The following is a 12,901-nucleotide window of genomic DNA, read 5'->3' on the forward strand; positions in this document are numbered from 1 at the left end:
CCGGCAGGCTGCGGCAAGATGGGCGCATGACGGCGAAGGACGGCGACGGCTGGGCCCTGTGCGCGCTGGGGCACCAGCACTGGGGACTGTACGGCGCCGCCGGCCTGCTGACCGTGCACCACACGCTCGACGGCATGCCGTACGTGCTGATGCAGAAGCGCGCCTGGTGGAGCCATCACGGCGGGACGTGGGGGCTGCCGGGCGGCGCACGCGACAGCCACGAGGACGCCATCACGGGCGCGTTGCGCGAGGCCCAGGAGGAAGCGACGCTGGACGCCGATCTCGTCCGGGTGCGCGGGCTCTACGTCGACGACCACGGCGGCTGGTCGTTCCAGACGGTGATCGCGGAGGCCGAAGGGCTGCTCGACGCCGCGCCCGCCAACGGCGAGAGCGCGGACATGCGCTGGGTGGCGGCCGACGAGGTGGTGTCGAAGGAACTGCATCCCGGCTTCGCCGACTCGTGGCCGAGGATTCGGCCCGCGCTGAGCCCCGTGGTCGTCGTCCTGGACATGGCCAACATCATCGGTGCGCGGGCCGAGCACGGCTGGTGGAAGGACCGCGCGGGCGCCGCGAACCGCCTGCTCAACGAGCTGACCCCGCTCTGCGGGCAGGGCCTCGGCCAGATGCCGGAAGGGGTGCCCGCCCTGACCCGGTGGTTCCCGCGCATGGTCGCGGTCCTCGAAGGCGCGGCGGCCTCCGCCGCCGACCCGGGGCCGATGACCGGGGACCTGGCGGTCGTGGTGGCCGGAGGCAGCGGAGACGACGCGATCGTGGAGGCGGTGCGCGGCATGCGGCCCTGGGAGACCGCCCTCGTCGTCACCGCCGACCGGGGGCTGCGCGAGCGGGTGACGGCCCTCGGCGCCCTGGTCGCCGGTCCTCGCTGGCTGCTCAAGCAGCTCTGACCCACGTCCACGCCTTACTCAAGCAGCTCCGGCCACGTCCCCGCCTGCCCAACAGCTCTGGCCCACGCCCCACGCCTGCTCAAGCGGCTCTGACCCACGCCCGCACCGGGCCAAACAGCTCTGGCCCGCCGACTGCTTCTACGGCCGCGAGTGCATGACTTTCATACCATTCGTCCTATTTGGGCAGGAAGGAGCATGTGATCCTGCTCTTCCGCCGACTGGCCACCACCTGGACCGCGCTCGTTCCGATCCTCGCCGTGGCAGTGCTCGCGCTGGCGTGGGGGCGGACCATCCCTGTCGCCGTGGTGGTGATCGCGGCGCTCTTCCTCGCGGGTTCCGTGCTCGCGGCCGTGCACCACGCCGAGGTCATCGCCCACCGCGTGGGCGAGCCCTTCGGGTCGCTCCTGCTCGCCGTGGCGGTCACGGTGATCGAGGTGGCACTGATCATCAGCCTCACCACGTCCGGAGGGCCGGCCGCGTCGTCACTCGCCCGCGACACGGTGTTCGCCGCCGTAATGATCACCTGCAACGGGATCGTCGGCCTGTCGCTGCTGGTCGCGGCGCTGCGGCGGCGGGTGGCGGTGTTCAACGCGGAGGGGACCGGAGGCGCGCTGGCCACCGTCGCCACGCTGTCCACGCTGAGTCTCGTCCTGCCGACGTTCACCACGAGCAGCCCGGGGCCCGCCTTCGCCCCGGCCCAGCTCGCGTTCGCCGCGCTCGCCTCGATCGCGTTGTACGGCCTGTTCGTGCTCACCCAGACGTTGCGGCACCGCGACTACTTCCTGCCGGTGGAGCCCGCCGGTCAGGGCGCGGACGCCGCCGGGCACGCCGCCCCGCCGACCACGCGCGCCGCCGCCGTCAGCCTGGCGCTGCTGCTGGGCGCACTGGTCGCGGTGGTCGGCCTGGCGAAGATCGAGTCCCCCGCCATCGAGACGGCCGTACGAGCGGCGAGCCTCCCGCAGTCGGCGGTGGGCGTCGTGATCGCGCTGCTGGTGCTGCTGCCGGAGACCCTCGCCGCCGTACGCGCGGCCCGGCGAGCCCGGGTGCAGGTCAGCCTGAACCTCGCCTTCGGCTCGGCCATGGCCAGCATCGGGCTCACCATTCCGACCATCGCCGCGGCGTCGCTGTGGCTGAAGGGGCCGCTGCTGCTCGGGCTCGGCCCGACGCACATCGTGCTGCTCGTCCTGACGGTCGTCGTGGCGACGCTGACCGTGGTGCCCGGACGGGCCACCCTCCTGCAGGCGGGCGTCCATCTCACGCTGTTCGCCGCCTTCCTGCTCCTGGCGGTGAGCCCATGAGCGGGTCACGCGGTCAGCCGCGGGTCCACTTCTGGTTGGCTCCGCCGGTGCAGTCCCACAGTTGGAGGCGTGCGCCGTTGGCGGGGTTCACGTCCGCGATGTCCACGCAGCGGTTGGCGGCGGTGTTGACGAGGTCGCCGGCCGAGGTGAGCGTGAAGCGCTGGGCACCCGTGCCGTTGCACGTGTAGAGCTGGATCGGCGTGCCGTTGGCGGTGCCGGCCGCCGCCGCGTCCATGCACTTGCCCATCGCGCGGACCGTGCCGTCGCCGTTGACCGTCCACTGCTGTGCGGCGGTGCCGTTGCAGTCGTACATCTGCAGCCGGGCGCCGTCGACGGGGTTCGCGCTCGGGATGTCGATGCAGCGGCCGTTCAGGTTGGACTTCAGCGCGGTGCCGGTGCTGCCGGTGCCGCCTCCCCCGTCGCTGGTCCAGGCGGAGACGCGGACCCAGTCGATCAGCATCGTCTGCGGGAACGACGTGGTGGAGTCGGGGTTGCCCGGCCAGTAGCCGCCGACCGCCACGTTCAGGATCATGAAGAACGGGTGGTCGAAGACCCACTGGTTGCCGCGGATGTCGGCGGGCGTGACGCGGAAGTACTCCGAGCCGTCCAGAGACCAGACGATGAGGTTGGGCGACCAGTCGACGCGGTAGGTGTGGAAGGCGTCGCCGAGCGGCGCGCCGATCGTCCGGTTGCCGCCGACGCCGCTGCCGCCGGAGTAGCCCGGGCCGTGCACGGTGCCGTAGACGGTGTTGGGCGTGTTGCCGACGTTCTCCATGATGTCGATCTCGCCGGTGTTCGGCCAGTTGCCGCCGCCGAGCATCCAGAACGCCGGCCAGATGCCCTGGCCCTTGGGAATCTTGATGCTCGCCTCGAAACGGCCGTACGCCTGGCTGAACCTGTCGGCGGTGAGGATGCGGCCGGAGGTGTACTGGCAGGTGCCATAGTGGCACTGGTAGTTGGACGGGTTCTCCCGCCGGGCGGTGATCGCGAGGTGTCCCTGTCCGTCGTGGTACACGTTGCGGGTCGAGTTGGTGTAGTACTCCAGCTCGTTGTTGCCCCAGCCGCCGCCACCGGTGTCGAACTTCCACTTGGAGCCGTCGACGGGCGTTCCCGCCGCGGCGTTGAACTCGTCCGACCAGGTGACGGGGCCGATGGCGGCTTCGGCCCGGTCGGCGCCCGTGCCGCCGACCAGGCCGCTGAGGGTGACGACCATGGCCGCGGCCATGATGAGGAGCCGGGGTTTGCGCATGGAGATCTCCGGTTGGTGGGGGGATGCCAGCAGGATCTCCGGCGCGCGCCGTCGCCGTGAGCGGAGGCGCGCGCCGGCGTGTCCAGCGCTTCAGTCAAGCTTTACGGCTTGAATTAAGATGCAACACCCCATTGCGCGGAGCGTCAATAGGCCCTGACTCGAACTTGTCAGCCGGGCCCGATGACGGGGCGGCGCGGGCGTGTGCCGGACTGCCGTACGGGAAGGCGGTAGGTCTCGCCGCGCATGAGGTAGTGGACCAGATGCGACAGCCCCGCCTGCCGGACGTGCTGCTGGAAGTCCTTCAGCGGAGAGGCGAACGCCTCGTAGTCGTCGTAGTGGATGGGCAGGGCCGACTCCGGCTGCATCAGCCTGAGCCACTCCACCCCCTGGGCGCCGTCCATGGTCACCGTGACGCCGAGGATCCGCGTTCCGCCGAGGTGGACGATGCCGACGTCGATGTCCGGGAAACGGCGTGGAATCTCCGACAGGCACTCGTCCATGATCGTGTCACCGCTGATGTGCAGGCGCAGGTCCACCTCACCGGCGTGGGCGAAGTCGAGCACGCTCCCCATCACCGGCGGCATCAGCGAGCTCGCCCTACCCGGCGCGTGCCGGGCCGGCGTGGCCGTCACCGTGAGCGTGCTGTCCCCGTGGCGCTCGTGGTGGTACTCCCACGGCTCGAGTCCGACGGCGTGGCCGAACCCCTGGCGGCGCAGCCGGGCCGCCGCGTGCCGGGTGGTGACGATCGGCAGGTCCTTGTCGAGGTTGTTCCTGGCGATCCTGTCCCAGTGGTCGCCGTGCATGTGCGAGAGCACGACCAGGTCCAGCGGCGGAAGCTCCCCGACCTCCATCGCCGGTTCCGTACGGCGCCGGGTGCTCAGCCCCCAGCCCAGATGGGCCCGCTGTCCCCGGTGCAGGAAGTTCGGATCCGTCAGCAGGGTGAACCCGTGAGAACGAATGATCATGGTGGCGTTTCCAACGAAGAACACGGTCGCGTCCGCTGGATCGGGCATGACGCCTCCCCTCTCCCAGCTTTCAGGCTACGTAAACCACCACAAATCACCTGAAAGCGGGGGTGGGTTAGCTAGCCGGCGACGAGTGAGAAACCGAGCTGGGAATACAGCTCCAGCAGGTCGAAATAGTTCCGGTGGGAGGCCACGAGGCCCTTCCTCGTCTGACACGCCCCGCAGCCGCGCAGGGTGATCCGCCGGCCGCTCGCGCCCGCGACACCGCCGTCCGGAAGCGTGAAGGGCCCGGTGTGCGTGCCCGTCATCGTCCACTCGCTGAAGACGGGGTCGGCGCACTCCATCCTGTTCCAGACCGTCACGGCCAAGTCGGCGAAGCCCTTGAACAAGCTCTCCCAGTAGCGGACGATCTGCTCGCGCCCCTCGCACACGCCCAACGGGGTGGACAGGACGGCATGCCGGTCGTAACACCACGACAGCCGGGCCAGGTCATGATCGTTCACCGCGTCCAGCACGCGGTCCGCGAGCTGTCGGCCGTCAGGCATGGCGGTTCACTCCCCAGAGGCGTACATCCACGGTAACGCCGCCATGGCAAAGGCCGTCCGCAGGAGACGCAACACCGCCGGATGCAACGGGCGAAGCGCCTGCGGCGTCCCTGGGCTCGCGGACGATACCCGCAGGAGTGCGCAGGGCGGGATCGGCGCGAGGGCCCGGCGCCGATCCCGCGGATCCGTTCGGCCTCGGGTCACGCGGGCCGGGGCCGTGCGGCGCGGGCCAGGGCGACCGCGCCCGCCGCGCCCGCGGCCGCGGCCAGCGCCAGCCACCAGGCGGTCACGCCCATGGCCTCCGGCCGCGGCGGGTCGGCCAGGGCGAGGAACACCGCGCCGAACACCGCCACACCACCGAGCTGGCCGAACTGCATGGTCGTCGTGAGCAGGCCGCTCGCGTCGGCGGCGCGGGCGGGCGGCACGTGGACCAGGGCGTGGGTGAGCAGACTGGTCGAGACGCCCAGCCCCGCGCCGTACACCAGCAGCGCGGCCCACATCACCGGGCCGCCGGTCGCCGAGACGGCCAGAGCCGCGGTGCCGAGGACGCTGAGCGCCAGCCCGGCCGATGGCAGCAGGTGGTGGACCCGCCCCGGAAGCCTGCGCCAGTAGAAGCTGCCCAGCCCGAACGCCGCCGCCATGGGCAGGAACGTGAGCCCGGCACGCAGCGGACTCTCCCCGAGGACGCCCTGCAGGTGCACGGCGAAGGTGAACAGGAACCCGCCGTAGGAGACCATCAGGGCCATCAGCGTCGTCAGCCCCGAGGGCATGCCGGCCGCGCGCAGCACGTCCAGGTTCAGCAGCGGGTCGTCCCCCCGGGCCGCCGTACGCCGCTGCGCCACGACGAACACGGCGGCGAGCACGATCCCCGCCGCCATCGACGCGTACGTCCACATGGGCCAGCCGGCCTCCCGTCCCAGCACGAGCGGGAGCACGACCAGCAGTGTGGCGGGCAGCGCGAGCGCGAGGCCCCGCAGGTCGAGCCGGCGCGGGCCGCGCGCGCGGTCCGGCGGCGCGTCCGCCGGCACCAGCCGGGGCACCACGAGTGTGAGCAGAACGCCCACGGGCACGTTCACGAGGAACACCGGCCGCCAGCCGGTGCCGGCCAGGTCGGCGCCGACCAGCACCCCGCCCAGCGCCAGCCCGACGACCGAACCGGCCGAGAGCACCGCGGTGTACGCACTCAGCGCGGTGGCCCTGGCCCTGCCGGTGAACCTGGTCTGGATCACGCTCATGATCTGCGGGACCATGACCGCCGCCGCGGCTCCTTGGACGAACCTGAAGGCGATCAGCGTCCCGACGTCGGGCGCGAGCCCGCACAGCAGCGAGCCAGCGGTGAAGCCCGCGACCCCGATCACGTACATGCGGCGCCTGCCGTACAGCTCGCCGAGCCGGGCGCCGGTGATCAGCAGGGTCGCGTACGCGATGATGTAGCCGCCGACGACCAGTTGCAGCGCGGCGCCGGACGCCCCAAGGTCGGCGCCGATCCTAGGGATCGCCACGTTGACGATGTAGAGGTCGAGCAGCCCCATGAACTGACCGGCGAGCAGCACCGCCAGCATCGGCCAGGGCCGGCCGGCACGGGCCGTCACGGGGCGGACGGTATGGCTGATTGTCACTTCGTGTCCTTCCGCAGTGGGTTCGCCGGTACGTACCGGGACCGGCCGGGAAACTCATCGGCGACCGATGAGTCCGGTGCGGCGAGGCGGTAGATACCGGTGACGGCCACGCGACGCGGGAGAACACATGTGGAGCGACGAGGAGTTCGAGCGGATCACGGAGCCCTACCGGCGTGAGCTGATGACGCACTGCTACCGGATGCTCGGCTCGGTGCACGACGCGGAGGACCTGCTGCAGGAGGTCATGCTGCGGGCGTGGCGGGCGTCCGGCGACTACGACGAGCGGCGGGCCTCCCCGCGCACCTGGCTCTACCGCATCGCCACGAACGCCTGCCTCACGGCACTCGACCAGCGCGGGCGCAGGGCGCTGCCGTCCGGCCTCACCGACCCGTCCGACGACCCGGACGCGGGACCGCAGCGGCGGCTGCCGGAGGTGACCTGGCTGGAGCCCGTCCCCGACGCGCTGGTGGATCCCGCCGCGGTCGTCGCGTCGCGGGGCGGCATCCGGCTGGCGTTCGTCGCGGCCCTGCAGCACCTGCCGCCGCGGCAGCGGGCGGTGCTCATCCTGCGCGAGGTGCTGGCCTGGCGGGCGAGCGAGGTCGCCGGCCTGCTGGAGACCTCGGTCGCGGCGGTCAACAGCGCCCTGCAGCGCGCCCGCGCCCAGCTCGCCCGGGTGGCTCCCACCGAGGACGACCTCCTCGAACCGGACGACCCGGCCTGCCGCGACCTGCTCGACCGCTACGTCGCGGCGTTCGAGAAGGCCGACGTCGAGGCCCTGGAGCGGCTGCTGCGGGAGGACGCCGTCCTGGAGATGCCGCCGTTCCTGTCGTGGTTCTCCGGGCGGGAGGCGTTCGGCAGCTTCATCCGCTGGGTCTGCGCCATCCGGGGACCCTGGCGGATGGTGCCGACGCGCGCCAACGGGCAGCCCGCGCTCGCGGCCTACCTGGACGACGGCGACGGCGTCTTCCGGGCCCACTCGCTCCAGGTGCTCACGATCGCCGAGGACGGCATCGCGCGGAACGTCGTGTTCGGTCACCCCGCCCTGTTCGCCGTCTTCTCGCTGCCGCCCACGGCCTAGCGGTGCTGTGGCCGAGGAGGGCCGCGGTCTCGCTCTAGCCGAGGAAGGCCGCGACCTCCCGGACGAACGCGTCGGGGGCGTTCTCGTGCACCAGGTGCCCGGCCGGGATCGTGACGTGCGCGGCGCCGGGGATGCGGCGGGCCATCTCGGCGACCCGGTCCTGGGGGATGTGGCTGTCCGGCCCGCCGCCGATCACGAGCGTGCGCGCGGTGATCCGGCCCAGCCGCTCCAGCCAGGCCGGGTCGGGGTGGTCGATCTGCGGTCTGATCGCCTCCACCATGACCCAGTCGAACGACAGCGGTTCCTCCGGCCGTACGAGCGGGGGCGGGTCGCGCGGCACCGGGGGCGGCACGTCCTCCAGGACCAGCGTCCGCACCCGGCCCGGCCGCTCGGCGGCGAGCAGGTAGGCCACGACGCCGCCCATCGAGTGCCCGATCACGTCCACCGGGCCGAGCGACAGCAGGTCGAGGAAGGCGAGGACGTCGTCGCGCATGAGTTCCAGGCCGTAGTCTCCCGGCCAGTCGCTGGCACCGTGGCCGCGCAGGTCCAGGGCGTACGCGTGCCGGTCGGCGGCCAATCTCCCGGCCACGCCGTCCCAGCCGGCCATGCCGTCGCCCAGGCCGTGCAGCAGGATCAGCGGCGCGGCGTCGACCGGGCCGTCGACCGCGCTGTCGACCGCGCCGTCGACCGCGCCGTCGACCGGGCCGTACGTCCGGTACGCGATCCCGACGCCGTTGGCCTCAACCACCGCGTGATCCGTCACATGGCGACAATAACCCTGATAAACCCCTATGGGAGCAACAGGCGCACCAAGTAGCATGACGCCGGAAAACGGGATCACCGTTGATCACGGATACGGCCGATCCCGCCTGACGGGTGGCCGGAAGGCTGCTCGTACGCGGGAGGTCAGGTGTCCGCTCTGCGGCGCGATTTCTGGGCGCCGGTCGCGCTCTCCTATGTCACCTTCATCCTGGTCGGCCTGAGCTCCGGCGTGGGCGGGGTGCTGCTGCCGGCGCAGATCGACGACTACGGCCTCGACAAGGCCACGATCGGCACCCAGTTCTTCGCCTTCTCCGCAGGGTTCATGCTGTCCGGCTCGACCGCGGGCCCGCTGATCCACCGCCTCGGGATCCGGGCCTCGCTCATCCTCGGCGGCGGCACGTTCGCCCTGGCCGGTCTCTTCACGGCGGTGCGCCCGCCGTTCCTGGCCTTCCTCGTGGCCCAGATCGTGGCAGGGTACGGCACGGGCATCTTCGAATCGGTGCTGAACGCCTACCTCACCGACCTGCCCGGGGCGACGACGCTGCTCAACCGCCTGCACGCGTTCTTCGGCGTCGGCGCGCTGCTCGGGCCGCTGCTGGCCACCTGGATTCTGACCTTCCTGCCCTGGACGGCCGTGTGGCTGGTGCTGGCCCTGGTCAGCCTGCCGCTGCTGATCGGCTTCTACCTGACCCTGCCCGCCCGCGAGGCCCCGCCGCCCGCGACGGCCGAGGAGCAGGCGGAGCGTGCCGGCCTGCTGGCCACCGCGTCACGGCAGCCCGCCGTCCTGCTGGGCGCGGTGTTCCTCGCCGTGTACGTCGGCCTGGAGATCAGCGTCGGAAACTGGGGATTCAGCTTCCTGGTCGACGAGCACGGGCAGAGCGACCTGGTGGCCGGCTACACCATCTCCGGCTACTGGCTCGGGCTCACCCTGGGCCGCTTCCTGATCAGCCCGATCGCCACCAGGCTCGGCATGACCGCGACCGGGATGACCTTCCTCTGCCTGGCCGGAGTCACGCTCAGCACGATGCTGGCCTGGCTCGTGCCCGGCGCCGCGATGGCCAGCGTCAGCTTCGTGCTGCTCGGCTTCTGGCTCGGGCCGGTCTTCCCCACCACGATGGCCGTGGCGCCCCGGCTCACCGTGGCCCGGCTGGTGCCCACCGCCATCGGGCTGATCAACGGGGTGTCGGTGGTCGGCGGCGCGGTCTTCCCCTGGTTCACGGGGGCGATCGCCCAGGGGATCGGCGCCTGGACGCTGCCGCCCTTCGCCGTGGCGCTGGCCCTGCTGCAACTGGTCATGTGGTGGCTGGTGACCACCCGCATGGCCCCGGCCGCCCGCACGGTCTCCTAGCGCCTAACGCCTAACGCCTAACTTCTAACGTCTAGCGCCGGCGGCGGGACCTGGTCAGTTCGAACGCGGCGACCGTGGCGAGGCCGTACCCGAGGTGGGGGACCAGGTCGGACATCCAGCCGCCGACGCCCCACTCGCGCGGGTCGGTGAGCCCGAGCGCGGTCATCGGCGCGCTGCCCGCGACCGCCGCGGCCACGCCCACCCCGGTCGCCGCGGCGGGCAGGCTGACCCTCCGCCGTACGGCGTGGCGGAACAGGCCGTAGGCCAGGCCCACACCGACGCCGGTGAGGATGCCGAGCATCGGGCCGAGCCCCCGCTCCCGGTTGCCGCGGACGTCCTCCTCGCCGAGGCCGACGTGGAGCCGCTCGCTGACCGCACCGGCCGCCTGCTCCGGCAGCGAGCTCGCCGGTCGGCCGCGCACCACCATGTCCAGATAGGTGATCGTGTTGAGCGCGGTCGTCCCGGCCGCTCCCGCGACCGCTCCGGCCGCCATGTCTCGATAAATCCCCATAGCGGTCGCCTAACCGGGCCGGGCTGCCTCAAACGACACGCGCCCGCGCGCCGATAAACGGGCGATATAGGCTCGTCCAGGTGACGGTAAACGACACTCCGGGGGACGGAATGGACCGAGAGCTCACCCTCATGGCTGTGCACGCGCACCCCGACGACGAGGTGATCGGCACCGGCGGAATCCTCGCGAAGTACACGGCAGAGGGGATCCGCACGGTCCTGGTGACGTGCACCAACGGCGAGCAGGGGGACGGCCCCGGCGGGGTGAAGCCTGGCGAGCCCGGCCACGACGACGCCGCGGTCGCCGAGCGGCGGCTGGCCGAGCTGCGCGAGTCGGTCGCCCACCTCGGCATCGATCACCTGGAGTTGCTGGGCTACCGCGACTCCGGCATGGACGGCTGGGACGGCAACGGCCACCCCGACGCGTTCGCGAACGTCCCGGTGGAGACGGCCGCCGCCAGGCTCGCCGCGCTGATGGAGCGCTACCGCCCCCAGGTGATCGTCACGTACGACGAGAACGGCAACTACGGGCACCCCGACCACATCCAGGCCCACCGAATCGCGGTCGCGGCGGCCGAGAAGACCGGCATCCCGGACAAGTTCTACTACGCCGCCGTGCCGCGTGAGGGCATCCGGCAGATGTTCGAGTTCATGCGGGCGAACGGCATGGCTCCGGACGACTTCGAGCTCCCCGACGACTTCGGCACGCCCGACGAGCTCATCACCAGCGTCGTGGACGTTTCGCCGTACGTGGAGAACAAGCTGAAGGCGCTGGCGGCCCACGCGAGCCAGGGCGAGAACATCCCCTTCCTGAAGATGCCGCCGGAGGCCCAGCACCAGGCCTTCTCGCGCGAGTACTTCATCCGGACGACGTCCCGTGTGGCCGCCCCCGACCAGGAAGACGACCTGTTCGCCGGCCTGCGCTGACGCCCGCCCCCGGCCGCGGCCGGGGAAACGCCGTGCCCCGGCCGTCGGACGCCGGGGCCCACGCGTGAATCCGGGCGAGATCGGCCGCGGGATCGTAGTCGAGGAACTCGCGGGTCCACCGGGCGTTCACCCGGACCCCGCCGATGCGGGCGACATCGGTCGTCGTACGGCGGATGCGCTCGTGGTTCTTCGTCACCTTGGCGACCAGGTCGGTGCGGGTGAGGCGCAGCACGGCGCGGACGAACGCCGGCATGGTCGGCGCGAGACGCGCGGCCTGCCAGCGCAACGCCTCCGCCCCGCTCCGGGCGGTGCCGGCCAGCAGCACGACCGCCGCCACCGCGGGGTCGTTGGCGGCGAGGTTCGCCGCGATCAGCGCGCCCTCGCTGTGCCCGGTCAACGCCACGCGGCCGGGGTCGATCTCCGGACGTTCGCGCAGCGCGGCCAGTGCGGCTCCGGCGTCGTCCATGTTGTCGCGGAACCCGGCCGCCAGGAAGGCACCGGTGCTGGCCCCCACTCCCGCTTGTCGTACCGGAGGGACGCGATCCCGGCGGCCGCGAACGCCTCGGCCAGTTGACGGGTCACCCCGAGGGGAAGGCGCCGGTGGTTGGAGTCACGATCGACGGGCCCCGAGCCGGGGACCAGCAGCACCGCGGGGAAGGGTCCGTCGCCGTCGGGCAGGGTCAGCGTGCCGGCGAGCCGCTCGCCGCCCGAGGCGAAGCCGAGGTCGAGGTCGCGCATCGCGCCGATCCGTCTCAGACGCCGGAGAGGGTGGCGACCACGGCCTGCGGGTCGTCCACGCGCGCGACGGAGTGGGATTCCGGCAGGCGGCCATGTACCTCAGCGACGAGGAGTTCCGGGACTTCCTGCAGGACCTGCGAGAAATACTCGCCCCGAGGTTCGCCAACCAGCCCGCGCCGGGCCGCACCCGGCGCCTCCTTTCCACCATCGTCATGCCGAGCTGAAACACCCGCCCCAAGCGCCCGTCAAGCGCTCGACACGACGAGCGCAAGATCGCGGCAAGACCGTCTCTCTAACGTCGTCGGCGCAGGGACAAGCCTGACGAACAAGGAGAGGCATACATGCGCAAGCTCACGCGGACGGGCGCGATCACGGCGATGGCCGCCGCGGCACTCACGGTTCTCGTCGCGCCGGCGTTCGCCGAGGAGACGGTGGTCATGACGAACTCGACCTCCGTCGGGCCGGGCATCTCGGCCTACGTTTCGGTGCAGTGCCCATCGACGAAGCCGTACCCGGTGTCGACCCGGACCTCGTCCATCATCCAGGACACCTACGACGGGCCTTTGCTGAACTTCACGGGCATCACCGTGAACGGGCGCCAGGTGAAGGTGTCGTTCAGCAACTCCCAGTCGAAGTCGGACCCGCACGGAACACGCGTCTCCGTGAAGATCGAAGTGCTCTGCTCGAATGTGCAGCACGAGCCCATGACCGGCTTCGAGTTCATGCAGAGCACGAAGATGCCGCCGGGCGGCGAGGCTCTGCTCACGGTGGCCTGCCCGCCCACCCACCCGCGCCTCACCGGTGTCGACGAGCGCCACCCCGCCAAGGTCAGCATCACCTCGGTCCACCCCGAGGAACACTCGTACTCGGTCTGGTATCAGAACGACGACTTCATGGCCGAGAACTGGGCCGAGCTCTGGGCCACCTGCTCCGCCTAGAGCCGCGCGGGCCGGCGCCGCC

At 71.7% G+C, this 12,901-nt stretch carries 15 protein-coding genes; 7 read left to right on the top strand and 8 right to left on the bottom strand.

All coding sequences use genetic code 11. The features are described from left to right. The first annotated feature begins 26 nt into the window (after nt 1–26). Nucleotides 27–902 (top strand): NUDIX hydrolase, encoded by an 876-nt coding sequence (locus FLX07_RS03315; RefSeq protein WP_142567889.1) that lies wholly within the window; start codon nt 27–29, stop codon nt 900–902. 197 nt (nt 903–1,099) lie between these two features. After that, nucleotides 1,100–2,200 (top strand): calcium:cation antiporter, encoded by a 1,101-nt coding sequence (locus tag FLX07_RS03320; RefSeq protein WP_142567890.1) that lies wholly within the window; start codon nt 1,100–1,102, stop codon nt 2,198–2,200. A 13-nt stretch (nt 2,201–2,213) separates the two neighbouring features. On the opposite strand, the gene FLX07_RS03325 is transcribed toward FLX07_RS03320, so the two are convergent. The 4 genes from FLX07_RS03325 to FLX07_RS03340 all read right to left on the bottom strand — a co-directional run bounded on the left by FLX07_RS03325 (nt 2,214) and on the right by FLX07_RS03340 (nt 6,551). After that, nucleotides 2,214–3,449 carry a glycoside hydrolase family 16 protein gene (locus tag FLX07_RS03325; protein WP_142567891.1) on the bottom strand — a complete coding sequence of 412 codons (1,236 nt, stop codon included), beginning with the start codon at nt 3,447–3,449 and terminating at the stop codon, nt 2,214–2,216. Between the two features lie 167 nt (nt 3,450–3,616). Continuing rightward, nucleotides 3,617–4,462, bottom strand: a complete 846-nt coding sequence (locus tag FLX07_RS03330) for an MBL fold metallo-hydrolase (protein WP_142567892.1) — start codon at nt 4,460–4,462, stop codon at nt 3,617–3,619. 71 nt (nt 4,463–4,533) lie between these two features. Continuing rightward, nucleotides 4,534–4,959: an ester cyclase gene (locus FLX07_RS03335; RefSeq protein WP_142567893.1), complete on the bottom strand. Its 426-nt coding sequence runs from the start codon at nt 4,957–4,959 to the stop codon at nt 4,534–4,536. A gap of 200 nt (nt 4,960–5,159) precedes the next feature. Then, on the bottom strand, nt 5,160–6,551 hold the full coding sequence (locus tag FLX07_RS03340; RefSeq protein ID WP_208762047.1) for an MFS transporter: 1,392 nt from the start codon (nt 6,549–6,551) through the stop codon (nt 5,160–5,162). A 154-nt stretch (nt 6,552–6,705) separates the two neighbouring features. Here FLX07_RS03340 and FLX07_RS03345 point away from each other — a divergent pair, with 154 nt between their 5' ends. Continuing rightward, entirely contained in the window at nt 6,706–7,656 is a 951-nt protein-coding gene (locus tag FLX07_RS03345) for a sigma-70 family RNA polymerase sigma factor (RefSeq protein WP_142567894.1), read from the top strand. A gap of 34 nt (nt 7,657–7,690) precedes the next feature. Here FLX07_RS03345 and FLX07_RS03350 read toward each other — a convergent pair whose 3' ends face one another. Beyond that, nucleotides 7,691–8,419, bottom strand: coding sequence for an alpha/beta fold hydrolase (locus FLX07_RS03350; RefSeq protein WP_229689465.1), 729 nt, complete (start codon nt 8,417–8,419; stop codon nt 7,691–7,693). 147 nt (nt 8,420–8,566) lie between these two features. On the opposite strand from FLX07_RS03350, the gene FLX07_RS03355 reads away from it, so the two are divergent. Next, nucleotides 8,567–9,766, top strand: coding sequence for an MFS transporter (locus FLX07_RS03355; RefSeq protein ID WP_142567896.1), 1,200 nt, complete (start codon nt 8,567–8,569; stop codon nt 9,764–9,766). 31 nt (nt 9,767–9,797) lie between these two features. On the opposite strand, the gene FLX07_RS03360 is transcribed toward FLX07_RS03355, so the two are convergent. Further along, nucleotides 9,798–10,277: a hypothetical protein gene (locus tag FLX07_RS03360; RefSeq protein WP_223853773.1), complete on the bottom strand. Its 480-nt coding sequence runs from the start codon at nt 10,275–10,277 to the stop codon at nt 9,798–9,800. A gap of 80 nt (nt 10,278–10,357) precedes the next feature. Between FLX07_RS03360 and FLX07_RS03365 the strand changes: the two genes are divergently transcribed. Then, nucleotides 10,358–11,203 (top strand): PIG-L family deacetylase, encoded by an 846-nt coding sequence (locus FLX07_RS03365; protein WP_229689466.1) that lies wholly within the window; start codon nt 10,358–10,360, stop codon nt 11,201–11,203. On the opposite strand, the gene FLX07_RS03370 is transcribed toward FLX07_RS03365, so the two are convergent. Both FLX07_RS03370 and FLX07_RS37450 read right to left on the bottom strand, forming a co-directional pair. Further along, complete coding sequence (locus FLX07_RS03370) at nt 11,136–11,669, bottom strand: serine aminopeptidase domain-containing protein (protein WP_229689467.1); 534 nt, start codon at nt 11,667–11,669, stop codon at nt 11,136–11,138. The genes FLX07_RS03365 and FLX07_RS03370 overlap by 68 nt on opposite strands. Beyond that, on the bottom strand, nt 11,597–11,941 hold the full coding sequence (locus FLX07_RS37450; protein WP_223853774.1) for a hypothetical protein: 345 nt from the start codon (nt 11,939–11,941) through the stop codon (nt 11,597–11,599). Before FLX07_RS37450 ends, FLX07_RS03370 begins: the two co-directional genes overlap by 73 nt. A 92-nt stretch (nt 11,942–12,033) precedes the next feature. On the opposite strand from FLX07_RS37450, the gene FLX07_RS38260 reads away from it, so the two are divergent. After that, nucleotides 12,034–12,165 carry a helix-turn-helix domain-containing protein gene (locus FLX07_RS38260; RefSeq protein ID WP_263407669.1) on the top strand — a complete coding sequence of 44 codons (132 nt, stop codon included), beginning with the start codon at nt 12,034–12,036 and terminating at the stop codon, nt 12,163–12,165. A 117-nt stretch (nt 12,166–12,282) separates the two neighbouring features. Beyond that, a complete protein-coding gene (locus tag FLX07_RS03375; RefSeq protein ID WP_142567897.1) occupies nt 12,283–12,879 on the top strand; it encodes a hypothetical protein in 597 nt (198 codons plus the stop codon). The last annotated feature ends 22 nt before the right edge of the window (nt 12,880–12,901 follow it).

This window comes from Microbispora bryophytorum (assembly GCF_006874465.1).
Lineage (GTDB): Bacteria > Actinomycetota > Actinomycetes > Streptosporangiales > Streptosporangiaceae > Microbispora > Microbispora bryophytorum.